The 26,780-nt window shown below is 33.4% G+C and carries 17 protein-coding genes; 7 read left to right on the top strand and 10 right to left on the bottom strand.

From position 1 onward, the window contains the following. The first annotated feature begins 60 nt into the window (after positions 1 to 60). From AAYQ19_RS20900 to AAYQ19_RS20885, 4 genes are read left to right on the top strand one after another with little or no spacing between them, the layout of a single operon-like run. Positions 61 to 3,699 (top strand): SusC/RagA family TonB-linked outer membrane protein, encoded by a 3,639-nt coding sequence (locus tag AAYQ19_RS20900; protein WP_343539036.1) that lies wholly within the window; start codon positions 61 to 63, stop codon positions 3,697 to 3,699. Between the two features lie 4 nt (positions 3,700 to 3,703). Then, on the top strand, positions 3,704 to 5,128 hold the full coding sequence (locus AAYQ19_RS20895) for a RagB/SusD family nutrient uptake outer membrane protein (RefSeq protein ID WP_343539034.1): 1,425 nt from the start codon (positions 3,704 to 3,706) through the stop codon (positions 5,126 to 5,128). Between the two features lie 5 nt (positions 5,129 to 5,133). Continuing rightward, positions 5,134 to 7,569: a zinc-dependent metalloprotease gene (locus AAYQ19_RS20890; RefSeq protein WP_343539032.1), complete on the top strand. Its 2,436-nt coding sequence runs from the start codon at positions 5,134 to 5,136 to the stop codon at positions 7,567 to 7,569. Then, complete coding sequence (locus AAYQ19_RS20885; RefSeq protein ID WP_343539031.1) at positions 7,566 to 8,087, top strand: DUF3347 domain-containing protein; 522 nt, start codon at positions 7,566 to 7,568, stop codon at positions 8,085 to 8,087. Before AAYQ19_RS20890 ends, AAYQ19_RS20885 begins: the two co-directional genes overlap by 4 nt. Before the next feature lie 174 nt (positions 8,088 to 8,261). On the opposite strand, the gene AAYQ19_RS20880 is transcribed toward AAYQ19_RS20885, so the two are convergent. The 5 genes from AAYQ19_RS20880 to AAYQ19_RS20860 all read right to left on the bottom strand — a co-directional run bounded on the left by AAYQ19_RS20880 (position 8,262) and on the right by AAYQ19_RS20860 (position 16,870). Next, positions 8,262 to 10,079 carry an alkaline phosphatase gene (locus tag AAYQ19_RS20880; RefSeq protein WP_343539028.1) on the bottom strand — a complete coding sequence of 606 codons (1,818 nt, stop codon included), beginning with the start codon at positions 10,077 to 10,079 and terminating at the stop codon, positions 8,262 to 8,264. A 203-nt stretch (positions 10,080 to 10,282) separates the two neighbouring features. Further along, positions 10,283 to 11,818 (bottom strand): RagB/SusD family nutrient uptake outer membrane protein, encoded by a 1,536-nt coding sequence (locus tag AAYQ19_RS20875; protein WP_343539027.1) that lies wholly within the window; start codon positions 11,816 to 11,818, stop codon positions 10,283 to 10,285. Positions 11,819 to 11,836: 18 nt separating this feature from the next. Further along, a complete protein-coding gene (locus tag AAYQ19_RS20870; RefSeq protein WP_343539026.1) occupies positions 11,837 to 15,217 on the bottom strand; it encodes a TonB-dependent receptor in 3,381 nt (1,126 codons plus the stop codon). Between the two features lie 60 nt (positions 15,218 to 15,277). Continuing rightward, positions 15,278 to 16,198, bottom strand: a complete 921-nt coding sequence (locus AAYQ19_RS20865; protein WP_343539025.1) for a FecR family protein — start codon at positions 16,196 to 16,198, stop codon at positions 15,278 to 15,280. Between the two features lie 114 nt (positions 16,199 to 16,312). Beyond that, a complete protein-coding gene (locus tag AAYQ19_RS20860) occupies positions 16,313 to 16,870 on the bottom strand; it encodes an RNA polymerase sigma-70 factor (protein WP_132988013.1) in 558 nt (185 codons plus the stop codon). Positions 16,871 to 17,541: 671 nt separating this feature from the next. Here AAYQ19_RS20860 and AAYQ19_RS20855 point away from each other — a divergent pair. Together AAYQ19_RS20855 and AAYQ19_RS20850 are read left to right on the top strand one after the other, a co-directional pair. Next, positions 17,542 to 17,919 (top strand): hypothetical protein, encoded by a 378-nt coding sequence (locus AAYQ19_RS20855; RefSeq protein WP_343539024.1) that lies wholly within the window; start codon positions 17,542 to 17,544, stop codon positions 17,917 to 17,919. Positions 17,920 to 17,989: 70 nt separating this feature from the next. After that, entirely contained in the window at positions 17,990 to 19,255 is a 1,266-nt protein-coding gene (locus AAYQ19_RS20850) for a beta-helix domain-containing protein (RefSeq protein WP_343539023.1), read from the top strand. A 237-nt stretch (positions 19,256 to 19,492) separates the two neighbouring features. On the opposite strand, the gene AAYQ19_RS20845 is transcribed toward AAYQ19_RS20850, so the two are convergent. The 3 genes from AAYQ19_RS20845 to AAYQ19_RS20835 all read right to left on the bottom strand — a co-directional run bounded on the left by AAYQ19_RS20845 (position 19,493) and on the right by AAYQ19_RS20835 (position 23,090). Further along, entirely contained in the window at positions 19,493 to 20,569 is a 1,077-nt protein-coding gene (locus AAYQ19_RS20845) for a Ppx/GppA phosphatase family protein (RefSeq protein WP_343539022.1), read from the bottom strand. 57 nt (positions 20,570 to 20,626) lie between these two features. Further along, the gene (locus AAYQ19_RS20840) at positions 20,627 to 21,898 is read right to left on the bottom strand and encodes an MFS transporter (protein WP_343539021.1); all 1,272 of its coding nucleotides are present in this window, start codon (positions 21,896 to 21,898) and stop codon (positions 20,627 to 20,629) included. Positions 21,899 to 22,109: 211 nt separating this feature from the next. Then, on the bottom strand, positions 22,110 to 23,090 hold the full coding sequence (locus AAYQ19_RS20835) for a BstXI family restriction endonuclease (RefSeq protein ID WP_343539020.1): 981 nt from the start codon (positions 23,088 to 23,090) through the stop codon (positions 22,110 to 22,112). A 921-nt stretch (positions 23,091 to 24,011) separates the two neighbouring features. Here AAYQ19_RS20835 and AAYQ19_RS20830 point away from each other — a divergent pair. After that, on the top strand, positions 24,012 to 24,389 hold the full coding sequence (locus tag AAYQ19_RS20830) for a DUF4440 domain-containing protein (protein WP_343539019.1): 378 nt from the start codon (positions 24,012 to 24,014) through the stop codon (positions 24,387 to 24,389). Between the two features lie 94 nt (positions 24,390 to 24,483). On the opposite strand, the gene AAYQ19_RS20825 is transcribed toward AAYQ19_RS20830, so the two are convergent. Together AAYQ19_RS20825 and AAYQ19_RS20820 are read right to left on the bottom strand one after the other, a co-directional pair. After that, on the bottom strand, positions 24,484 to 25,752 hold the full coding sequence (locus AAYQ19_RS20825) for a hypothetical protein (RefSeq protein WP_343539018.1): 1,269 nt from the start codon (positions 25,750 to 25,752) through the stop codon (positions 24,484 to 24,486). A gap of 208 nt (positions 25,753 to 25,960) precedes the next feature. Then, complete coding sequence (locus tag AAYQ19_RS20820) at positions 25,961 to 26,776, bottom strand: tyrosine-protein phosphatase (RefSeq protein ID WP_343539016.1); 816 nt, start codon at positions 26,774 to 26,776, stop codon at positions 25,961 to 25,963. Positions 26,777 to 26,780 lie beyond the last annotated feature (4 nt).

Here is a 26,780-nt window from a genome sequence, read left to right as displayed (position 1 = left end):
TAAAAGTTTATAGCCAATATAAGTTGTCCACTATTGTTTAACTATAACCAATGTAAATGTATGAAATTAAATTTACAACCAAAAAAACCTTACAAAAAACTTAAAAAAAAGATTCCCAAAGTTCCTTTTTCAGCTCATTTATGGGCAGTTTGTTTAGTATTTATGCTGTTATGCGGTTTTGCTGGACAGGCACAAAATATTACAATAAATTTTAAGGATGCTCCACTTGAAAAAGTGTTGAAAGAAGTGGCAAAACAAGCCAATTACGAAGTCCTTTACACGCAAAAACTTCTTAAAGATTCGAAACCTGTAAGCATTAATGTTAAGAATGCTACTTTGAATGAAACTTTAAATCAGGTTTTTAGAAATCAAAATGTAAAATATTCACTGACTAACCAAACTATCGTTGTAACGGCTTCTAAAGAAGAGGAGCGGGGAAACGGATTAATAGATATACGCGGAAAGGTAGTAAATAATAGAAATGAGCCTTTTCCGGGTGTATCAGTAACGATTTGGGGAACTAATAGAGTTAGTGTAACTGATTTTGACGGAAGTTTTGCTTTTAATGATGCGCCGTCAAATGGTGTATTGGATTGTACAGGATTAACAATAGAAAAAAAATCTTTTGCCATTACAGGTCGTAAAGATTTGACTCTTGTAGTTGAAGATAAAGTAGCGGCAATGAAAGAAGTTGTTGTGACAGGTTTTCAAACCATTTCTCGAAGTAATTTTACTGGTGCAATTACTAAAGTTGACGAAAAGGTTTTAAATGAAAATATCAATCCCGATTTAGCAAGCGCTTTAGAAGGTCGTGTTGCAGGTTTGATGTTTCAGAAAAACCCGAGCGGTGCCGCGGCAGATAAACCAATTTTAAGGGGTATTGGTACTTTTTCGACACTGCAAGTTGGTTATAGTCCACTTATTGTTATTGATGGTTTGCCAACCGACCAGACATTAAACGACATCAATCCTTATGATATAGAAAGTGTAGACGTTCTTAAAGATGCGGCCGCAGCTTCGATTTACGGTTCGAGAGCGGCAAACGGAATTATCGTTTTAACGACAAAAAAAGGAAACGGTAAGCTGAAAGTAACTGTGAATTCAGATTTCTTTATTTCGGATAAGCCGAATTTAAAAGATATGAATTTCGCTTCTACAAGCGATATAATCGATTATGAGCAAGCAGTTTACAACAGAGAAAGAGCGAGATATGCCAATACATCTTCTATGTTCAGTAGCTATGGTGATATCGGAAATAGTAGTATGAAATATTATAGTCCGCTTTATCAGCTTAACAGAGATCTTGAAGAAGGAAAAATTACTAACGCTTCTTTTGACAGCACAATTGCACAATGGAGAAAGAATGATTACATAAAAGACTATCATGATAATGTTTGGCAAAATGAGTTCAGACAGCGTTATAATGTTGCATTTTCAGGTAGCACGACAAAACAAAATACCTATGTTTCGCTTAATTATGACGAATCTAAAGAGCGAACCATTTATAATAAAAGCCGTGCATTTAATTTGTATGCAAAAAGCAGTTTCCAGATTAATAATTGGTTAAACGCAACATTTGGAGTAAACGGAACCTACAGCAACGACGAGGTTACAGATGATAGCTATAATAATTATGATATTCAGAAAAGATACGAACGTATTACAGACGATAACGGAAATCTTGTAATAGCTCCTTTTGTTGGCATTAATGACGGCTTTACTTCGGGAGGACTTATTAATCCTGCCGTTGCGGCAAAATTAGCTGGTTTGAGCGGTTTCAAATCAACATCATTCAATGTTTTGAATTCGCTTAAAGAAGGTATTGAAGAACAAAATTCGTTGAGTTTAAGAACTTTTGCCAACCTAAAAGCAAAATTATACAAAGGCTTAAGTTTCAATACGCAATTTCAATATGAAGTACGCCGAAACGATAACGAACAATATTACGATATCAACTCCTATAAAATGCGTTCGGCAATCAATGCCTTGACAGGGTATAACCCAACGACAAATGTGTACACATATGTTGACGGATTTTCTACAGGAGGACGATACAAACAAATGAGCAGTCAGGCGAGTAATTATTCTTTCAGAAATCAATTGGATTTTAATCAAGAATTTGCTGACGGAAAACATTCGGTAAATGCTTTGGCAGGTTTTGAAATGCGCGAAACTTTTGTTCCGAGAACTATTGAACAATTACGTTATGGCTACGATCCTGTAACACTTACGTCGGCAGTATTAAATAATCTTGCTTTAAGCCAAACAGGAGTTTCAAGCTACATTTTTGGAAACAACAGAACTTTAGCCACAGTACCAAGAACACAGACAGAAATTTTACACCGATATTTTTCAGTTTTCAGCACTGCTAGTTATACGTATTTGTCAAAATATAATATTACAGGAAGTTACCGTGTGGATAGAGCCGATTTGTTTGGAGTGGATCCTAAATATAAAAATCGTCCTTTATGGTCTGCAGGTTTAGGATGGAATGTCAGCAATGAAGATTTTATGAAAGGCGTAAAATGGGTAAATATGCTAAAGTTAAGAGCTACTTATGGTATTAACGGAAATATAGACCAGTCTACAACACCATATATCACGGCTACAAGAAGGAACGACAACTTGTATCAATCTTTGCAATATACCAATATTACAGCACAACCAAATCCGATGTTGAGATGGGAGAAAACCCAAACTACAAATATTGGTACAGATTACAGCTTGTTTAGAGGAAAATTAAACGGTACGATTGACGTATATCGCAAATACAGCAGCGATTTATTGGCAACGACTGATTTAGATCCAACAGTTGGTGCTTTGTCAAGAAGAATCAATGCTGGTGGATTATTAAATAAAGGTATTGAGTTTAGTGCTGGTTCTGAATGGTATAACACAGGCAATTTCCGTATCGCTTCAAACTTAGTTTTTGCCTTCAATAAAACAACTGTAAAAGAAATTACAAGAGCATTGTCAACAGCTTCTGTATATGTGAGTTCTCCTGGAGATTATTTCTTAGAAAATGATACTTACAATAGCTTGTACGCTTACAAATATGGCGGAACGGTTAACGGTTATCCTTATATTTTGGATGAAAATGGAAATCCGTCAATTACGTTTGATGCAAACGGAAATCCAGTATCAACTAGCATTAAAACGGTTACAAGTCCAAATGCTTTGGTAAACATGGGAAGTTTGATGCCAACTTATACTGGTTCTGTATCACAACGTTTTTCGTATAAACAATTTGATTTGAATTTCTTGTTTGTTTTCTCAGGCGGAAACGTAATGCGTAAAGAAGTTCTGGATATGAGTTCAGACTTAGTAAACCTTTCAGGAATTGCAGATCGTTATACAGATACAAACAGAAATGGCAACACTCGTTTATATGTAGATTTTGATGAAAGTATCAGAAACTATGCAGGAACGATCAGCAACCAATGGAAATATTCTGATGCCAATGTCGTAGACGGAGATTATATTAAACTTAGAAACATCTCATTAAGTTATAATTTGCCAAAAGACTTTGCGAACAAAATTAAAATGACAGCCGCAAAATTTACTTTCCAAATGAATAATATTTGGTATTGGAGTGCAGCCGGAAATCGTATCGATCCAGAAGTTTACAGTGCAAATGCTGGTACGCGTAATTTGCCATTGTCGAAAACCTATTTATTTGGCTTTAACCTTACTCTTTAAAAAAATGAAACAGATATATATAACACTGCTGTCGTTCATGATGTTGACTGTAACATCGTGCGAAGAATATACCGATATCACGCCAAAAGGAGCTTTAGTTATTGAAACTCCAGAGCAATTTCTAGAATTAGTTTCGCTACCTGGAAGAGGTTATCCAATCAACAACTTTCAATATTTAGTAGACGATCAATGGATGAGAGAAGCCAATGTGATTGGAAAAACGCCCAACATTGATATCATCAATTTTACTTTTGATGAAACTGTAGATCGCGTTTCCTTAATGAACGGTTCAAGTTTTTACAATCAAGCTTATACTTATATCAACAGATGGAATACGATTATTTCCTTAGTAGATAATAGTAAAGGAGATGAAAGCATCAAACAATTGGCTAAAGCCGAAGCTAAAATTTATAGAGCTTACGATCACTTTTTATTGGTTAACACTTATGCCAAAGGTTATGATCCGCAGACTGCGGCAACAGATGGAGGTATTTGCATCATGGATAAATTTGACTTAGAAGCGCAACCCTCAAAATCTACTGTAGCGCAGGTTTACGATTTTATTCAAAAAGATATCGAAGATGCGTTGCCTTATCTTAAAGAAAAGCCTGCTGATGTTTATCATCCGTCATTGGCATTTGCTTATGCTTTTAAAGCGAAAGTGCATTTGTTTAAACGCGAAATTGCAAATGCTCAGGCGGCGGCAGAAAAATCTTTGAGCTATAACAATCAGATATTTGATATGGTGGCTTACAACGCCAAAGGCGGGCCAAATTCAGTTTCTGTTCCTGCAGCAGATAATGTTGAAGTTTTGAGCTACATGTACATGACAGGCTATAACGAAATGAATTTTGGACAGCTTTATATCGTGAGTCCAGAATTGAGAACTTTATTTGGAACTAATGATGCGCGTTTCAATTTGTTTTTTAATTCAACAAGCACAACCAATTTAGATCAAGGTTCAAATACAGCGTATTGGGGAACTACATACACCAAGTTTTTTTATCCAACTGTTGGTATGAAAACAACAGAAGTTTATTTAATGCTCGCTGAATGTTATGCAAGAGATAACAAATTGACAGAAGCAGTTGATGTTTTAAATAAATTAAGAGCCAAACGTATTTTATCGGGCACCGTAAACTTGACTGTTCCTGCTACAAGAAAGGAAACGATGGAACTTGTTGTAAACGAACGCAGAAAAGAATTGCTTTTTGGTTTTAATAGATTCTTTGACTTGAAGCGATTAAATACAGAAACTGAATATGCAAAAACAATAACAAGGGTATTTCCAATTGTAAACAAAACAGTGCCACAAAAAACGTACACGTTACAGCCTAATTCAAGATTATACATTGTACCATTTCCGTTAACGGCATTGACGAAAAATCCAAAACTTACTTTAAATACTGACGAGAAAGTTCCGTTTTAATTCTAATGAAAAAGTTAATTATATTCCTAATCATGCTGTCTTCTTGGCAGCATGGTTTTGCTCAAACTCCAGACAAAAAAGCCGATAGTACTAGCACACAGCCCAAAGGCATGCAGGCTTACAATAAAATAATTACAGATAAAGCTAAAAATAAATCGGGCCTTTTTACTGTTAGTCAAGTTGATGCTAAATATTATTTTCAAATTCCAGACAGTTTGTTCAATCGATACATGCTGGTGGTAACACGATATCTTTCGACGCCTGAAGGTTTCGGAACTTTTGGTGGAGAGAAAGCCAACGAGCAGACTATTTATTTTGAAAAAGGAGTGAATAATACGGTTTACCTAAGATCACTGCAATACAGACAAGATGTGCGTTCTGCCGATTCGATGCTTGCAAAAGCATTGGAAGGAAGCAATGAAAATCCGATTGTGGCTGCTTTTCCAATCAAAACAACCAATCCTGATAATGGAAATGTTGTTATTGAGGTAACAGATGCCTTTAAAAAAGACAATGCCATGTTTTCTATTGGAACTGCTGAAAAAACAGAAAAAAAATTAACATCTCTTGCTGATGACAAATCTTTTGTTGAAAGCATCGATGTATATCCAATTAATATTGAAACCAAAACAACAAAAACCTATACGAGTTCTACAGCAAGCAGCGGAAGTATAACTTTACGTTTAAACACCTCTATTGTTTTGCTTCCAAAAACGCCAATGCGTAAACGTTTCTTCGATGAAAGAGTCGGTTACTTTGCTAATAAATATGTTTTGTTTGATGATGATGAACAACGCGCTCAAAAGAAATTCATTATTCAGCGTTATCGTTTAGAGCCGAAAGATAAGGATATCAAAAAATACTTGAGAGGCGAATTGGTTGAGCCTAAAAAACAAATTGTTTATTATATCGATCCAGCAACGCCAAAAAAATGGAGACCTTATTTAATTGCAGGTATCAATGATTGGCAGAAAGCTTTTGAAGCGGCAGGTTTTAAAAATGCAATCGTAGGTAAGGAATGGCCAGAAGACGATAAAACAATGAGTTTAGAAGATGCAAGATATTCTGTAGTACGATATTTAGCTTCTGAAACGCCAAACGCTTATGGGCCAAGAATTAGCGATCCTAGAAGCGGTGAAATTATGGAAAGCCACGTAGGCTGGTATCATAATGTCATGAAATTAGTGCAAAGATGGTACATGATTCAAGCGGGTCCATTAGATCCTAGAGCTAGAAAAATGCATTTGGATGACGAGTTGATGGGACAATTAATTCGTTTTGTTTCTTCGCACGAAATTGGACATACTATAGGTCTGCGTCATAATATGGGAGCGAGTAATGCGACTCCAGTAGAAAAGCTTCGAGACAAAAAATGGGTAGAAGAAAACGGTCACACGGTTTCTATTATGGATTATGCTCGTTTTAATTATGTAGCGCAACCAGAAGATAATATTAGTCCAAAGGGAATTTATCCAAGAATTGGAAGTTATGATAAATGGGCAGTGGAATGGGGATACAAATATTATCCAGACACTAAAGATGAGTTTGAAGAAGAAAAACTATTAGCAAAACTTACTACGGATAGTTTAACAGCAAATCCGAAATTGTGGTTTGGTGGCGAAGGAAAAGACGAAGATCCAAGAAGTCAAGCAGAAGATCTTGGAGACGATGCCGTTCTTGCTAGCGATTACGGAATCAAAAATCTAAAACGTGTTGTGCCTCATCTTATTGAATGGACGTATCAGCCAAATGACCCATATAATAATTTGGAAGATATGCACAAAGCAGTTGTAAAACAATACAGCTTGTATTTGTATCACGTGCTGAAATATATTGGAAACAATTATGTGACAAAAAGAACGGTTGATGAAAAAGCTGTTGTTTATAAGCCAATTCCAAAAGCGAAAGTGAAAGCGGCAATAGATTATTTAGGAAGACAATTGTTTGTTGCGCCGCTTTGGATGTATCCGCAGGAAATTGATGATCTTATTCCGATGAAAAGAGAAGACCAAATCTTGGATCAGCAAAATCAAGTACTGACAATGTTGTTAAGTTCAGGAATGCTTTATAATATCAACCTAAAATCAATGCAATCTGAAGGAGCCTATACAGTTCCTGAGTTTTTAAATGATTTACAGCAAACGGTTTGGGTAAAATTTAGTGGCGATGAAAAACAAGATTTTTATAGAAGAAATTTTCAGCGCGGCTACATTGAAAAATTAGGAATGCTTTTATTGCCAAAAGAATTAGAGCCTGGAAAAGCTTCAAATGCAGCGCAAAGAAGTGATGTAAGATTGTACGGAAGACAACATCTCTTAAAATTGAAAACAGATGTTGCAAAGTTGATGAGTGGTTCGACAGGAATCAATAAAGATCACTACGAAAGCATTATAATAGAAATAGATAAAATCATTACAAAATTAGATAAACCTACATCATGAAAAATATAGTATTTATAGCATTTCTTTTCCTTAGCTGTCTGGCTCAGGCTCAAATAACGTCAAAGGAAGAAGTAGTTCCTGAACTAGTTGCAAAACGTGAAGCTGAAAAGAAAGAAATTACAAAAAGTTACTTGGCTCTTAAAAACAGTTTTTTAACTTCAGATAGTCTTGCTGTAGTTAAAAATGCCGAAGCTTTGAAAAATTCATTAAAGAATTTCAAGTTTAAAAAATTAAGTCTCGAAAAAATGAATGAGGCGACAATAGCAAGAAGAGAAATTATCGAATTGGCAACAGCATTGACAACGATAAAAAACATTAATAAGCAGCGAAAGATTTTTGAAACGCTTTCTGTAAAATATTGGGATCAGGCTTCAAAATTCAAACCTGCTGATGAGACATTATATTTACAAGTTTGCCCAATGACAGGTGCAGTTTGGACCAGTGATAGTAAAGAAATCAAGAATCCATACTATCCAAAAAACATGCTGACTTGCGGGGAAGTAAAAGCAAGTTTATAGTTTTTTAATTTTGAATTAGTTTGATAAATGCGGTCTTCTGAATAAGGAGCCGTATTTGTTTTTTATTGTTTTTTGGGAACAAGGAACAAATGATAAATGATATTGAAGAAGTGACTTCATAATAAAAGCGGTTGAATATCAACCGCTTTTATTATTTTAACTATTTTTAAAAGTCTATTTTCCTGAAATCAATTCCATGATTTTATCATAAATAGCCGTATTTTGATAAACGCCAACAAATTTATCCGCACCAGGTCCGTAAGCAAAAACTGGAACAGGAACTGCTGTATGATCGTTTGTACTGAAGCTTCCGTGCACATAACCTTTTTCAATGCTTCCGTTAATTAATGACAATCCGCCCGTTTCATGATCTGCTGTAACTATTACTAAGGTTTCTGGATTTTTATCTGCAAATTCCATTGCTTGTCCTACTAATTTATCGAAATCAAGCATTTCTCTTACGACATATTCTACATTATTCTGATGTCCGCCGTAATCAATTTGTGCACCTTCGGCCATGATGAAAAACGGATTTTTTGTTTTTGAAAAAGTTGCTGTTGCTTTCGCTAAAGATTTTGTTAGAAAATCTCCTCTTCCGTTTTTCATTGAAACTACCGCTTGATCTTCTAAAACCACAAATCGGTTATTTTTGATGGTGTCTAAACTTGCAAATTTATCTGAAAACGTATAGCCTTTTTCGATCAAAATTTTAGACAAATCTTTGCCGTCTTTTCTAGATTTAAATTCATTTTGTCCGCCTCCAATTAAAATATCAGAAGGATTTGAAAGAAAATCATTTGCAATAGGTTCGCTATAACTTCTTTCTGGCTGATGTGCATAAAACGAAGCTGGTGTAGCATCTGTAATATTTCCTGCAGAAATAATAGCGGTCTTATAATTTTTCTTAGCCAATTGTTGCGTGATTAATTCAAGTGGTTTTCCTTGTTCATCAACACTGATAAATCGGTTGTTGGTTTTATGTCCTGTTGCCATTGCCGTTGCGCCCGCAGCAGAATCAGTAATATAACTGTCTGAAGCTTTTGTGATCGATAGCCCTTGATTTGGAATATTGAAAAGGCTTAATTGTCCTTTATTGGCAGTATAACCAGCATAAATCTGAGTTAGTCCCATTCCGTCACCAATCAAAAGAATAACATTTTTTGGACGTTTGCTTTTGAATGCGTTTTTAGGAACATAAGCCTGATGAAAATCTGCATTTTGATAAAACGTAGTTTTGATACTGTTGATGAATTGTGTCAATTCTGCAACTTTATCAGTTCCAATAAAATCAACTTTTAAATTCATCAAAGTCATGTAAGTGTTGACATTATCCTGTGTTGCCCAAAATCGCACTTTTTTATTTTGGCTATGGACTTTCTTTATTATGGCTTGAATTTTTTCAGAATCAACTTGCGTCAAAACTCCTTTTCCGTTCCAAACTGTGATTTCGTGCAAATCTTCACTGATCATTTCAACACGAGCCAATTGATCTGGCGTATATTCTTCGTTTATTCTTCCGTCAAAATAAATAAAATCGGGAAAGTCTTTCCAAAGAGCGGGTAGAGGCCTATTTCCAGAAATGACCACTTTTATATTTTTATTCGAAATGATATCTGGAAAAGTTTTTAATTGTTGCGTAATGGCTTTCAAAGTCGCATCAGCATCTGATTTGATATCAATCATTAAGATTAATGGCTTGTTGCTTTGATATGCTTTTCCTTCTAGTGTTTTTAATTTGGAAGAAAGTGGTTCCAAATACATGCTTTTTAGCGTATTGTAGGTTTTGATTTCTTTTGAAGTATGAGCAACGAATAAATCATTATTTACTAAAAAAACATCGGCTTCAATGACACCAGTTTCATTAGAATAGGCACCATAAAAAGGCAGTTTGCTTTCATAATCGTTATGAGAATGAATGTTAGAAGAACTGTATTCCTGCGCTTGTGCGAAAAGGAAAAACTGAAGGCAAAAAAGGGTGATTATTTTTTTCATCGAAAATTGATTTAATTCCATAAAGCCGTAGGTAACTTTATGAAAATTGTATTATGGTATGAATTGGTTTTTAAGCAGAAACCAGTCTTTTTGTGAAGACTGGCTTATGATTTATATTGATAATTGTTTTTGTTTTTACCGCAACAGGTTTTATAAAAACCTGCGCAGTAAAAAAAACTAACAACAAAAATGAAACTACTTTTTTACCAACCTTGGTTTTGAGTCAATGATCCTTTGCTTACAGCAATTTCATCTGGTGGGATAGGCCAAACGTGGTGAATTGCTGGATTGAAATTACGAGCTGGATAAATTACGCTTCCGTTGTAATGATGCAATGGTTTTGCGTAAGTTTCTTTTGCATCGCCCCAACACACTAAATCGAAATGACGATCTGTCCATTCTCCTGCTAATTCGCATCTTCTTTCTCTTTTCAAATCGGTCATTGTTGCTCCTGAAAGATCGCTAAGTCCAGCGCGACGACGAATCATATTGATTTCTGCATCTGCATTTTGACCTTTCATCAATTTGGCTTCAGCCAACATCAAAATCACATCAGCATAACGCAAAAGCGGTACATTTAAAGTTGTTGAAGGCTTGTCACCGTTTGCATTTACATAACGAATATCAACAGCTCCAGATCCAGTTTTTGGGTAACTGAAAGGTTCCATATATTTTTTGAATTGATATCCTGTTCTGTTACTTGAACTTACTGTATATTTTCCTTCATTAAAAGTCACTTCTTCACCGAAATAAACAAATTTGTCTCCTTTTTGTAAAATAGTAGCGCTACGTCTTTTATCATTTGGAGCATAGGTATCAAATAATTCTTTTGTTGGATAGAAATTCCCCCATCCGTTATAAGCTCCCCATCCTTTATCTTCTAGGCAAACTCCCGGAAAAATAGAACCTAAAGAAGTATTGTCTGCACTTGATGTTACGGACCAAATATATTCTGTTGACCAGTTGTTTTTGATTTTGAAAACATCTTCAAAATTATCCAGCAACTTATGTTTTCCACTGTTTACAATCAAATTGGCATATTTAATTGTATTATCCCAATCTTTTGCATACAAATACGTACGAACTAAATATCCCCAAGCAGCAGTTTTGTGAGCACGTCCATAATTGTCTGGCGATAATTCGTTAAAGTATGGAAGCAAATCTGCAGCTTTTATTAAATCTGCAGCGATGTATGCGTAGTTTTCGGCAACATTTTTTGCACGTGGTACATAAACATTTGATGGATTTGCTCTGTCCTGAATCGGAATTCCGGCACGATCATCTCCATAATGGTATGCTAATTCTAAGTGCATTACGGCGTGATTAAAATAAGCTTCGCCCAGCATTCCGTTTTTTGTTTTTTCATCCAAAGGAATATTCGGGATATTGCGAATTACATCGTTACAACGCTTCATAACTTCATAGTGTAATCTCCAGATATCTTTGGTATCCGATTCAGCTCCGTCAACAATAAAGTTTTTGATACGTTCTGCATTTTGTCTTGGTTTTGTTCCGATATCATCACTAGCATTGTTAAGCCAGAAGAAACCGCGACCGTACATATTATCATCAGAATATAAAGCATACATTGCATTTACTCCTGCCTTTGCATCTGCTGGAGTTTTCCAGAAATTCCCGCTAGATGGCGCTCCTTGCGGAATCACATCAAGTTCGCTTTCACAAGCTGAAGTGCTTACCAGCAGCACAAAACTCAATACTAAAAGACTTAAATTTTTCATTTTGTTAGTTTTATATTTTTAAAATGTTGCGTTTACACCCGTCATATAAATGCGAGAAAGTGGATATTTACCTAAGTCAAGACCAAAATTGGTAAGTCCAACTTCCGGATCCATTCCTGAATATTTTGTAATTGTAAATAAGTTTTGTCCCGAAAGGAAAAATCTCAATTTTGCTTTCCCGTTTAACCAGCTGTCTTTAATAGTGTAACCAATAGAAACGTTTCTTAATCTTAAGAAAGAAGCATCTTCAATATAGAAGTTTGAGATTCTTCCGAAGTTGTTGTTATTGTCAGTTGCCGAAAGAACCGGAATATCGGTGTTTGTATTTGTTGGTGACCATGCATTTTTAGATTCAGCCAATAAATTGTAACCAGGGAAAGAACCATTTAAACCTGTATATTTCACAGCATTGAAAACACTGTTTCCAGCAGCTCCACTGAAAAAGATATTCATGTCAAATCCTTTATACTTAAAGTTAGTGTTCAAACTGAATGTCGTTTTTGGAAACGGACTTCCTAATACGGTTCTGTCACTATTATTGATTACGCCGTCACCATTAAGATCTTTAAATTTCATATCTCCAGCAACTGCATTTGGCTGATACACTTCTCCTTTAGCATTTACATACGCTTTTGCTTCAGCAGTACTTTGAAATAATCCGTCAGTTTGGTATCCGTAGAAAGCGCCAACCGGACTTCCTACTTGATAAATATTCGCCAAAGGCAAACTTCTAACTCGGCTTAAATTCAAAGGCTCAAGAGAAGTCAAATCATCTTTAATAGAAACAATTCTGTTGCTTAAGAATCCTGCATTGGCTGTAACATCAAACTTAAATTCGCCACGTGTTTTTTGGTACGTCAAACTCACCTCGATACCTTTGTTTTCAACGTCTCCAGAGTTTACGATTCTTCCTTGTGGAGTTCCCGAAACACCTGGCAATTGATCACGAACCAACATGTCTTTGTTTGTTTTTACGTAAGCATCAACAGATCCTAAGAATGTGTTATTGAACATCGTGAAATCCAAACCGATGTTTGTTTGCTCTGAACTTTCCCATTTTAAATTCGGATTTGAAAGTTCTCTTTCAGAATAACCATAATTGATAACCGGAGTTGCTCCAATTAAAGCCGTAGTTTGAGTCAAAGGAACACTGAATTGGTACGGACCAAGATTTCCTAAGTTTCCAATTTCTCCCCAGCTTGCACGTAATTTTAAACTGCTTACAATTGGATTGATGCTTTTCATGAAATTTTCTTCAGAAATCAACCAACCCGCAGAAACAGAAGGATAAACTTTCCAACGGTTATCTGATAAAAGTTTTGATGTTCCGTCGCGACGAATAATTCCTGACAACAAATATTTTTGATTAAAGTCGTAATTGATTCTTCCCACATAAGATGAAATAATCTCATCAGATAATCCTGCACCAGTTTGCTGAATTAATTTGGCATTCAATAAATAACGTTGCGATGGATCTTCATTGTCAAACCCTGTTCCTTCAACGGTGTAGAAATCTTTTTTAGTTTCCTGATATGTATATCCTGCTAAAGCCTTCAGATTATGTTTTCCAAATGATTTTTCATAAGAAATAGTTTGCTCGCTCAATAAATCACTAATAGTCAACGATTTTTTAGTCAAACGGTTAAAATCGAATATTTTACCAGGTTCTGTAATTTTAACTGTAAAATCGGTTGCATTGTCTTGTATTCTCGTATATCCCCAGTTTGATTTTACTTTTAAGCCAGGGATAATTTCCCATTCAGCATAAGGATTGATCAAAATTGTAGAAACCGGATTTCTATTGTCTAATCTTTTTAAATACGCTACCGGATTGATCACATCTCCGTATGAACCAATATATTTTGTAGGAACACCACCAAATTGTCCAGAACCATCTTCTTTGTAAATAGTAGCGTTTGGCGGATAAAAAATAGCGCCCAAAATAGCTCCTGTGTAAGCACTTGATGTATTAGCGCTTTGGCCATCTGTTAAGGAGTATGATAAATTTTCACCTAAAGTAAAGTTTGGTGCCAATTTAAAAGAAGAGTTTGCTCTAACAGTATAACGTTCTGAATAAGTGTTTAGCAAAATCCCTTCATTTTTTCTGTAACTTCCAGAAAGAAAGAAATTTGATTTTTCTGTTTTTCCATTTACAGAAAGAGATAGATCTTGAATTTCACCTGTATGGAAAATTTCATCCATCCAGTTTGTTTTCGTTGTTCTTGCAGTTGGTTCAAAAGCAGTATTAAAAGCAGGAATTCTTGGCAATCCTGCATTATCTGTAGCCGTATTCATGGCATCAGCATATTCTGCTGCATTAAGCACATCCAGTTTTTTTGCTACATTTTGAAAACCTCCCTGATAATTTACATTCACATTAATACGATCGGAGATTCCTTTTTTAGAGGTAATTAAAATCACACCACCAGAAGCTCTCGCTCCATAAATTGCTGCAGAAGCCGCATCTTTCAAAACGCTGATCGAGCCAATATCATTTGGGTTTATTGTATTTAAAGAACCGCTGTAGATAATTCCATCCAAAACAATTAAAGGAGTTTCGGCATTCAATGAACCAATACCACGGATATTGATTGTTGGAGAAGCCGTTGGATCGCCTCCGTCACTAATTACCGTTACACCGGCAACAGTTCCTTGCAATAATTCGGCAGCGTTGTTATAGGTTCTGCTAGCGCTTTCTTTCATTGAAACGGTACCGACAGCACCAAGAACTTCATTTTTTTTCACACTACCATATCCCATTACAACTACTTCCTGAAGTTGTTTGACATCAGCGGCAAGTTTTACGGTAATATTTTGTGTGCTGCTTACTTTTACTTCTTGCGTTACATAACCAACATATGAAAAAATAAGAGTCGCTTCAGATGCATTGATTTCCATTTTGAATGTTCCATCGAAGTCTGTAGTTGCAGTAGCATCTGAATTTTTGTCTTTAATTCCAACACCCGGCAACGGCATATTGTCATCGCCTCCAAAAACAGTTCCCGAAACGGTAATTTTATTCTGGTCTGAACTTGCAACTTTCTGGTTTTTCTTGATTACGATATTATTGCTTACAATTTCGTATCGAAGTGCAATACCGCAAATTTTGTCCAGTGCTTGTTCAAGTGTTACATTATTTAATCTTAAGCTTAATTTCTGATTCGTATTTACCTGACTGCTTTCGTACATAAAATGCACATCAGCTTGATTTTCAATTTTATGGAAAATATTTTTTATACTTTCATTTTCAACTTTTAATGTCACTCTTTTGTTAATGTCAACATTCCCGGCGTTTACGGTTAGTGACCCAAAAAATAAAGCAATAAAAAGGAATAATTTGATTCCTATTGTCCTTATGCTTTGACACTTTACGGTATACCGCATTTGTTTTTCATTCATAATTTTTAGTTTTAATTGTTTTGTTTGTGGGTTTTCTACGTAGTTTTATTTTTAATGAGTTTATTCTATTTTGTACACGCCGCCATCTATTTTATAATTGGCATTAATGATATTGCAAACCAATCCAATTACTTGATCGGCAGTTAATTCTTTGAAATAGGCGCTAATTTTTAATTCATTTAAATTTTTGTTTTTGATTTCAATCGCCACATTGTAATTGCGATTTATGGTAGCGATAACTTCTGCCAGCGGAGTTTCTTCAAATACCATAATGTTTTTTCTCCATAGTGAAATGGTGTTGACAGGAATGTCTTTAAAAGCTTGAAGTTTGTTGTTTTGGGATCTAAAAACCGCTTTCTGTCCTGGAGTTACATACACATTTTCTTCAGTAACTGTCGATTTCACATTCACTCTTCCGGTCAAAACTGAAACTTCTTGTGTTCTTTGATCTGGATACGCTTGAACATTGAAACTGGTTCCGAGAACTTTCGTGTCCATTTTATTGGTGTGTATGATAAAAGGATGCTTTTTGTCTTTGGCGACATCAAAAAAAGCTTCACCGCTCAAGTAAACTTCCCTAGTATCTCCTTTGAATTGTTTAGGATATTTTAAAACACTTCCTGCATTTAACCAGATTTGAGTTCCGTCGCTTAATTTTATTTTGGCATGTTCGCCAAGTTTTACAGCAAATTGTTTGTTTTCAATCAATTTTGAGGATTGATAAAAGAATACCGACAAACCGATTAATAAGGTTAAAGATGCCGCAACTGCCCAGTTTTTATAAGGAAGAGAAATTACATTATTAGTATTCTTAATAGCTTTCAGTTCTTTTTTTATTTTTGAACGATTCGATTGAATCATTTCCATGTTTTCAAAATAATCGTCGGTACGATCGTACCATTTGTTCCACATTTCTTGTCCTTTAGGAGAATATTTTCCGTCTAAAAAATGTTTGATTTCTTGTCTTAATTTATCAGGCATTATAATTTCTTTATGTCTTTAATAGTATGTCTTTGGAATTGCAATTTCAGGTAGGCGCAAAAGGTTACGCTTTTGTTAAGAAAAAAGCAGGGTTCTTAATATGGATTTTACTTTTTAATTGAACTCACCCAAATAAGTGCGCATGAATTTTAGCGAATAGGTAATATGATATTTTACAGTTTCGATTGAAACATTAAGTTCATCTGCTATTTCTTTGTTGGAATAATGTTTTATGCGGCTGAGAATAAAAACCTCTTTTGATTTTTTAGGGAGGAGCATAGTTGCTTTATCAACTGCTTTTTGTAATTCTTCATAATAAATGAAATCTTCAGTAGCATTGTGGCTCGAAAATGAAACCGTGTTTTTGTCTAAAACTTCCTGTATGTATTGATCTGTGACACTGTGTGATTTAAAATAATCTAAAGTCATGTAACGCACAGAGGTATAGATATAGGCGGCAAAACTTTTTTGAATTACAATGGTCTTTCGGCGTTCCCAAATACTGGTAAAGACCTCCTGAACAATTTCTTCAGAGATTGCTACCGACTTCATTCTGAGGTAAACAAACCGGACAAGGATATCACGGTATCTAAAATAAAGTTCATCAAAGGCTTTATCCTTGCCAGATTTTAATAATTCGACAAGTTCTTCGTCTGTAAACTTCTTATACATGATACATTATTTTGGTGTGGATAATCAAATGAATTGTGCAAAGTGAAGCACTTCTTCTGATTTCTAAATAATGGTCGTGCGGTTTTAAAAATGACATATACAAAGTATTGGGTTCTTTTTATATGTCTTCAAAAGTAAAGATGAGGGTAGGTGCGAAAGGTTACGTTTACATTAATAAAAATGCTTTGAAACGAAACATATTATTAACATTTGAGATAAATGTTAGCTAAATATTTGGGGATTTAAAACATAGCATTTTAAACCATGAAAGGGTAAAAAAAAGCATGTTTAAATCGTAATTAATTGTTTATTAGTGTTTTGGTTGAAAGCGAATAACAAAATAACAGAAAATAATACCACTAGATGGTAAAAATATTTAATGTTAAATCATTGATTATTAATATGTTATGTGTTTTGAGGGATGGATTGAAATATTTGCGAAAATGCCCACGAAATGGTTATAAAACAAAAACGTATAAGTATTTGATTGTCAGTGTTTTTAATTTGAGCGCTTCATAAAAAAGGTATCATCTCAAAAAAAAAGCAAAAAAAGTAAGAAATTATTTTAAAGAGAAAAGTTATCCAAGCATTTTGAAAAATATATTTGTAATGTCAATACTGCAGTTGATGACAAAAAAATAAAAAAATATATAAAACTAAAAACTATAATTATGTCAGACTTTTTAAATCAATTCGGAGAGGATCTAGAAAAAAATTGCCCAGGTTTTATAGCAGTTTCAATTGCAGAAATTCAAAGTGGAATGTCATATTTCTCACTTTCAGCAGTAAAAGACTTTGATCCTGAATTAGCTTCTGCTTTTAACCTTGAAGTTGTTAAAGCTAAACTTAATGCAATCAGTGCCTTAGGATTAAAGAATCAAATCGTTTCAGATATCATGATTACCTTATCATCTCAAATTCATATTATTGATATTTCTGATAATAATATGTACATGATTTATCTTGCAGTTGACTCAACTAAAGCTAATATGGGAATGACTAAAGCAATTCTTAACAAATACAAAAAAGAAATTGCTTCTAAATTATAATGGATTTTTGTGGGAAGGCTGACTTTTTATGGTTGGCCTTTTTTTTTAAATAAATTAAAAAGAAGAAGTTATGAAAAAGAAAATATCCCTACTTGTATTTTTTACTTTCACATTATTGAGTAACGCCCAAAATATTAAAGGTATCAGTGGCGATACGAATTGGTTAAATATGTGGACAAACTTCAATCCCAAAACCACCAGTTATAACGAAGCTTCCAACATTTTAACTGGTGTAATTACTTCAAACATGACATTAAAAAAAGAAAATGTTTATGTTTTGGTTGGAGCGGTGTATGTCGAGCCGAATGTAACTTTGACTATTGAACCGGGTACGTTAATACGATGTGATACTAAAGCCATGAGTGCATTAGTTATTACTAAAGGCGCCAAAATTATTGCAGAAGGTACCGAAACAGACCCAATTGTATTTACTTCCGACAAGAACTCAGGAGATCGAAATCCGGGTGATTGGGGAGGTATTATTGTTTTAGGAGATGCACCAATTAATAAAACAGGAGGAATTGGTGTTTTAGAATTCGATCTTGATCCGCAAAAAGTAATATACGGCGGAGATAATAAGGATAGTGACTCTGGCATTTTAAAATATGTCAGAATTGAATTTTCAGGGAAAAGGACAGTTTCTAATAAATTTATAAATGGTTTATCATTAGCTGGTGTTGGCAGAAAAACAAAATTAGAATACATACAGATTACCTCTTGTGATGATGATTCTTTCCAGTTCTATGGAGGATACGTAGATACCAGTCATTTAATTTCTTTACGATCAGCTGATGATGACTTTGATTTTACTCAAGGTGTTCAGTGCAATATTTCGAATAGTATTGCAATTAGAAGTCCGTTTTTATCTGATAAATACGGATCTCGTTGTTTTGAAATGGAAACTGTTGATACCAGAAAAGGGGAGGTTTTAGATAGCAAAAAAGAAATGACCAGGGTGAATGCTACAAATTTTACAATGATGCATACTGAAGATATTGGGCCAGAAATTCAAGGGCTTAAATATGAAGCAATATTAATTAGAGAAAACACATTTTTGACATTAACGAATTCAGTAATATCAGGATTTAGTCAGCTTATAGTCTTTGCAGATGCAATTCCGATTACAGATGAATATTTGAATAAAATAACTTTAAAAGATCTGCTTGTAAATGATACTAAGGTTATTGGAATAACACAAAATAAAGATTACAATTTCCTGATCAACAATTGGTATCAGGATAAGCAATACGGAATAGAGTTTATAAAACTTAAAAATGATGAGCTTTTTGCAAGCGTATCCATGAGAAGAAGACCTGATTTTAGAATTAAAGATTAAACGATTCATTAACTGCATTATCAAAAATGTATATTTTGATTTTACGGGATAAAAGGCTTAATAGAGCGACTATTCTTTAAAAAAAATCAATAAAAAACCAGTAATCAATTCGGTTACTGGTTTTTTTTATGTGTTCAATGAATGTAAAGTCTTTATTGATTTTAGTAGTTACTTTTCATTAGAAGACTTTCACTTCAAACTGTTTTAGCAAAAATAGTGTTCTAAAAAGAAGATTAATTAACGAATATCTTTTGCTCTTTTTGCAGCGTCAGCAATATAAGAAAGCAACCAAGCCATTTGGCCTTGTTTTGTAAAATAGATATTTTTAGATTTGATATCTGGCATTTTTTCTAATAAAGTCAGCAATAATGAATTTGCTGCAATCAAATATTTTTGAGAATAGGTTTTTAAGACTTTCTCAACATCTTTGTTTTGTGATGCCAAAGCTTCAAATTTTGCATAATCTGTCTTGATCATTTTGTTGTAAGCTTCAACATCCTTAACTTCAAACGGATTAAAATTTTCTGTAGCATTATTTCCTTTATACAGCGTATAAAATGCCCATACTGCGCCTCCTGACATGTATATCTTGTCCTTCTTAAAAATTTTTGAGTTTTGCTGATACAAGCTATTCGTTTGTTCGTTTAATTCGGGTAATGCAGCTGACAATAGCTCATTAAATTCTTCAATCGAATTGGTTTTTGAATTTTTGTTTATTTTCTCTGTGAAAGTTACCGTTCCTAAATCTAGTGTTACAGGATAAAATAACAAAATATCCTCTTCATCGAATTTTTCAACATAACCTCCTTTAGTATTTCCTCCACCAATGTCAAGAATTAAGGAATCAGAATACTCTTTTGGCGGAATACATCCTTTTAGCAATAATTTTGCTTCCGTTTCAGATGTAATTATTGCAACATCAATATTAGTAAACACATGTAGTTTATGTCGTAAAATATCAATATTTTTAGCCATTGCAACTCCTGAGGATACTACTATAAAGATGTTTTTTTCTTTAATTTTGTTTTCCTTAATTAATTTGGTGTAATTTTTCACCACCACATTAAAAGCAGTTTCAATATCATTTTCGGCTAAATTTCCATCTATGGATATTCCTTTTGCGATACCTACATTTTCTGTCCAAAAATCAACTACATCATATTTTCCTTTTTTAATGTTTTGAACATTTATTACTGAGATTTTTACGCCCTTGCTTCCGATTTCAATTCCGCCATAAAGTTCTTGTGAAATGATGCGTGAAGGGATAAAAAAAATAAAAACAATTAGAACCTTTAATGCAATATATTTTTTCATATTGAATGGTTTTTTATACTAGAAATAGCTCATTTTTATTCAAACATTGAAAGCAGACTAAGATCTCTTGTTCTTGTCAACAAAAATGGATTGCACTATTTTTATTTTGGTTTCTATTGTTTCTTTTTCAACCATTCTCACCAAGAAATAACAAAGCGTAATAGCTAATATTCCAATTAAGCTCATGAATATAAAATCTGCTCTATAGCTTGCGTAGGCGACGATTTCCATCCCTGTTTTGGCACTTAGTATATGCGCGAGACTAAAACTCATGGTGAAAACAGACATGTATCTTCCTTCCTGATTATTGTGTGATCTGGTCATAGCAAATGAGTTAGAGAAAGGAAAAGTCAGCATCACGCCAAGTGTCATAAAGAACATCATTACATACAATATTCCATACCATTTGTCATTTACTAGCAAAAGGATATAACTAAGCACCATAAATGATAAACCGACCATAATGACATTCAGTTTGTTCATTCTCTTTTTCTCGACATAATTCACAATCGGTAATTCAAAAAGCAATGTCAATATTCCGCTAAAACTTAAAAGCAAGCCACTATTTACTTCCGACAAATTAAACTGTTCCTTATGATAAAGCGTTAATGTTGTGAATACCTGGAAATACATAACTCCTGTTATAAGAGAAATGAACATATGGGTTAAAAAAGTTCGATCTTTTAATATTGCATATTTGTCTACGCCATAATTATGTGATTTCAATTTGAAAGGAAGCTTTCTTTCTTTTACTAAAAGAACAAAAACTAAAACGGCTAAAATACAAGTAGCAGAATCTACATAAAAAAGATATTTGTAACCTACTAATACGATTATAAGTCCGCCCAAAGGAGGACCAAACAAGAAACCAAGGCTTGTTGCTGATCTTACTAAAGACAGTGCTCTGGTTTTGTTTTCTTTGCGTGTGTAGGTATTTAAGGATACCAACATTGCAGGCCTAAACATATCTGCAACAGTTGTTAAGAGCAGAATTGACAAACAAAAACCTTCAAATGAAGTGATGTACTGCAAGGCAAAGAAGATTAATCCACTTCCGAAAAGGCTTCCTATCATTACCTTATAAAATCCAATTTTATCAGATAACACGCCGCTTAGCCATGTACCTATGAAGGACCCCACGCCAAAACAAACCATGACCCAGCCAATTTGGTTATATTCAAAATGAAGATTCTCTCGCATATATTTTGATAGAAAAGGAATTACCATCGTTCCTGTTCTGTTTATGAAAGTGATTAATGTCAAAATCCAAATTTCTTTTGAAAAACCACTATAATTTTCGATGTATTTTTTTCTTAGGTCGCTAATCATTTTTTCTTTTTTTTTTGATGATGTTTTTTTCTTTTTTTACTCCTTAAATAAATCAAAAAACACAGCTATTTTTGGATCTTTATTCTGATTTTACATCTAAAAAATGATTGGTAATCTAAATGTAAAATAGATGCATCTTGCCAAGAGACAAAATTTGATTTTTAGAACAAATAGCTTTTTAAAAAATAATTTGATTTATTATTATATGCCATTATGAAGAAGAGTCCTTGTTGAAAATAATGGTATTAACCACAACCTCTTTCATCCATTTAATCGTTTCGATCACACCTGTCTCTTTACAAATCATGTTGCAATTTTGATGTCCCCAAGCCAAATTATAGGGGGTATGATTGAATTCGCCGGTTTTCAGTTGATTAATGTAAAAAAGGTTGATAGGACTGATTTCTTTGCTGGTGTCTAATTTCTCTGAATTTTCAAAGAAATTAAGTAGAAAAGCGTCAGCACTTAATTTTTTTAAACAAAGCGGACAAATCGTGTTTTTGGCATTATCAATAATTCGAGTTTTGTAAAGCCGATCATTATTGGCCAATTTTTGATTGTTACAAGCTGTAGTTATAGCTGCAATGCGGTTTTCAATCTCGCTCTCAGTCATTCCAGCTCCAAGTGCTATTTCTTTTGAATTATAGCAGAGCCAGAATAAATATTCTAATTGTAAATGAGAAGATTTTATAGTTAGGAGAGAGGCGTATTCTGCTACTCTGATTCCTGCCCCTTTGCAATTACTTGTATTAAAGCCAAGAATAATTTTTTGTTCGTCTTTTGAAGTCGACGGTATTCTGGCAACAAAATGCCCATCGATAGGAGAGGTTCTCTTTTCAGCTACAGTGAGCTTATTTTTATAAGGATTAAATTCGTTCCATTGTGCTCTTGTTTCATAATGCAAGATAGCGTTGACACCAAGTTTTAACTTTCGAGCCTTCATTAAAACAAGTGTATCAGGATTTGAATAATATTCTTCGGGACTAATTACAACGATAAATCCGCTTTCAAATCTGTTAGATGAAAAAATAGAAATGTCGAATAATTGAATCGATTCAAATGGTATTAAAACAGTGCCGTTTCTATTGGCTCTGTTTTGATAAATTACATCATCATTTGCGCTTCTGGTTTGTCCGGTTTTGTAAATTTTACTTTGCAGTAAAGGAGGTAGTTTGGGTAGTCGTTTTGCCATAGTAATAGTTAGGTTGATTGTTTGGTTGATTAGGGATTAAACAGATATGGAAAAACACAAATAGATTCTATTAAAAGTGCGAATCCATAATCTGAAAAATTTTAGCAATTTAACTAGCTTTATACATCGGGTTTATATCATAGGCAACTCTAATTTGTTAAGGTGTTAAAAATCAAACTAAGTTTCAAGAAAAATATTCTCGGATATCTTGAAAGCTTTTCTTACGACAATATTAATTATATATTATTATAATTGTGGAACTTTTTTAGTTAAAATTTCGATGTGTTTTTATTTATATTTTGCTTCTTTTTTTTTAAAATATACGTCTTGTTTTGTGTAAACACTTGTTGTTAAGTTGTTTTAGTGAAATGTTTTAAAAAAAAAATGAATAAAAAACAAAAAACACGTAAATTATTTAAAATCTAACAAAGTGAACATTTGTTAAAGTAAGTTAATAAAATTTATCCATCTTTTTCTCTCATTAATAAAATATTTTATTGGTATTTATTAGTAAAACAAAAATGAAATCAAGTAAAAATCGGATGAAATCCGGACGGTATGCTCAATAAAATTGTATCAATAATTTTCTTTATTAAAACAATAGTATCTTCAGTTTGTTAAATTATTTAATTTTTGAATGTTACGACTACGTATAAATACGGGATTTTAAATGCTGTGGAATTTTATAGGATTGGAATATTCGTGTTTGATTATTTTTTGAGTTAAAAAGATTTCAATTAAAAACCGATCGAGAATCTCACGAGTAAGAGATTGGTTTCATTTTATAATGTGAAACATAATCATTTGTTTGTGAATATGTTTTAAGATTGGTAAAATATATTTTTGTATAATATTGTACTTTTATGAGTATGACTCTGAGTAAATTTTAAAATCAAATTTTAAGGATTAATAAAAGATATTATGGAAACACAGATCATAGAACTAGAAAAAAAATATTGGCACGGAGTTGAAAATAATGATTATGAAACAGTAAAAAATCTGACTCTGTTTCCTTGTATCGTTGCTGGCAAAAGTGGCGTTCAAAGTGTAAGTGAAGCCGATTTCAAAAAGATGTTTGACTCAGGCCAGGTCAATGAAGTAAAAGTGCTGAGAATATATGATGTAGAAGAAAGGCTGATTAATGAAAATACTGCCGTTATCGGATATCTTATTGATTTTGCTGTATTAGATAATAGTCAAAAAGGTCACATAAAATGCGCTTGTACATCTACTTGGATTAAGGAAAATAACAAATGGACTTGTGTGATGCATACAGAAACAGAGGTGGAAAAGGATTGATGATATCAACAAACATCCAAAAAAAAAAGGAAACGAGTTAAAATATTTTTTTGCTAATATTTTAACTCGTTTTCTTCGTTTATGTTTTTTTAAATTATTTATAATATTCAATTTTTCTTTCTGCGATTAATGTGGGTTCACCTAAATCAGTTCCCTCTAAAAACATATTGCATTTTATCCAATTGTTGTGCTTGTCATATTCATAGGTGTAATAATAAACCATGTTTCGTATGACAAATTTTTGGGGCGCATCTGGAATAGCTTCTATTTTAATTAAATCGCCTTGTTCATTGTATGTTTTTATACTTCTGCTATAATTCTTAAATGTCAATTCTAAATCGTGTCCATAGCTTTTTACTGTTTCCACATAATCTTTGTCAGGGTGGTAGATGTAGTCTTGCATTGCTACTACGCTTGAATCATCAATAAGTTTTACTTGTGTAATTCGTCCTAATGTATCATAAGCATAACGCCAATGTAAATCACCATAATAACGGCATTTTGTTTCTATGTCAGCGTAAAACTGACGTGGGCTTTTTTCGATTCTAAAATATTCGGGACTACTTGTGAGATATTCATTGCGATGTGGGCTATCCTCATCTCTATATTCTTGTGCTTGTGGGCCAGCAATTATTCTTTGAATTATCACTTGTCCTTTTTCATTATAATAAAACAATTTGCGTATAAATAAATCATCCTCAGTGCAAGTTTTATCGATTGTAGTACCTGTTCGTATCACATTGTATTTTTTCTCTTCTTTTACTCTTCCGATGCTGTCGTATACATATTTATAAATGAACTTCTTATAATTTTGCATTGTTTTATTATCTATTTCAAGCGTATATTTATTTTTAGCAGGAATTTGAATTTCATCTAATTTTAATAGCAAATTATGATTCCATACCGGATAATATTGTTTTAGAGCTGTTTTGTATTTGCTTTTCTCGGCTATATCATTATCATAAAGATGCTCATACCTCTTTATGATTCTTTTAGGTTTTTTATATCTAGCTTTTGCATAATCATTTGCTTTTTGAAAAACTAGTGTCCATTCAAAAGATGAAAAATCGTAATCCATTTTGTTATAAGCCGGTCCTGTTATTCTTTGAAATTTATCAAAATTAATGACCGAATCATTTCTAATTAAATTATTAGTATATGCTTGCTCAATTTCTTCTTCGGTCAGACAAGCTTTTGGTTTTTTAAACTTGAAATAAACCGCTTTTACAGAGTCTTTTAGATTTAAATAGCTGTTGCTGTTGTGTTTGTAAGAGTATAATCCGCTGTATTTTTGAATTGTTTGAGAATAGATTGGAACTGAAAAAAATAAGATGCTTAGTAAAAAAAATAAAAACGATTTCATTTTCAGGAGTAAATTTATTTGTCTTTGTTTATTTCTTAGGAAAGGTATATAAAATCATTTAGAATGTGAAAAATATATATAAAAGACCTTCAATCTTTTTTTGTAAAAACAATGTCAATTTATTTAATGTCAGCGAACAAGAGTTAACTTTATAAAAAAAAGCGGTTGAAAAAATCGACCGCTTTTTAATTGTAAATAAAAACAAAAACTACTTAGTATATTTTTTTCTCAAAAGAAGAATTTCTTTTGATCCAATTCCCATTTCTTGTTGCAGAAAATTTTCTACACTTCCGTATTGTGTTTTGATGCCTCCAAAAAACATACGGATCAATTCTGGTTTTAGGGCCATTTGTTCTTGAACTTGTGCTTCTGTCAAACCGCTCATTTTTGCAAGAGGCGCCATCATTCCGTTGTTCATTTTCTTTAGATAAACATTTGATGCAACATAATCAGCTTCAATAGTTTCTTCAGGAACATTTAAGATATAAAGAAATAATGCCGTTGCCATTCCTGTACGATCTCTTCCACCTGTACAATGGTACATTACAGCTTCTTTTTTATCTGCTGTCATCAATTTTACAAACAAAGGACGAAAACGATCACCGCTATATTTTACTCCATCTGAGCCGTAGAATTTTTCAAGAAAATTTCCTTCTTTCAGCAACTTTACCATTTGCATAGCATTTGGAATACTGTCGCTTCCTGCCGGACTAAGTGTATAATCTGTATTTTTTGGCAAACGGTCTGGTGCAGCTTTTGATTCTGCAACTCCCCTGAAATCAACTACAGTGTGAATTTTCTTTTTGTCTAGTAATGCAACATCTGCATCAGTTAATTTATCTACACCAGCACTTCTGTAAACTTTTCCCCAAACCACTTCTTTTCCGTCTTTGGTTTTATAACCTCCAACATCTCTGAAATTTAATCCTCCTTTTACAGGAACTAATCTTTTTATACTATCAGTAAGTTGCGCACTTACTGCTGTTTGTACCAAAATGGCGATTGCGATTAATGTGTTTTTCATTTTG

Origin of the sequence: Flavobacterium mesophilum, assembly GCF_039581405.1 — a bacterium.
In the GTDB taxonomy this organism is placed as follows: domain Bacteria; phylum Bacteroidota; class Bacteroidia; order Flavobacteriales; family Flavobacteriaceae; genus Flavobacterium.
This window is presented reverse-complemented; position numbering and strand designations above follow the sequence as displayed.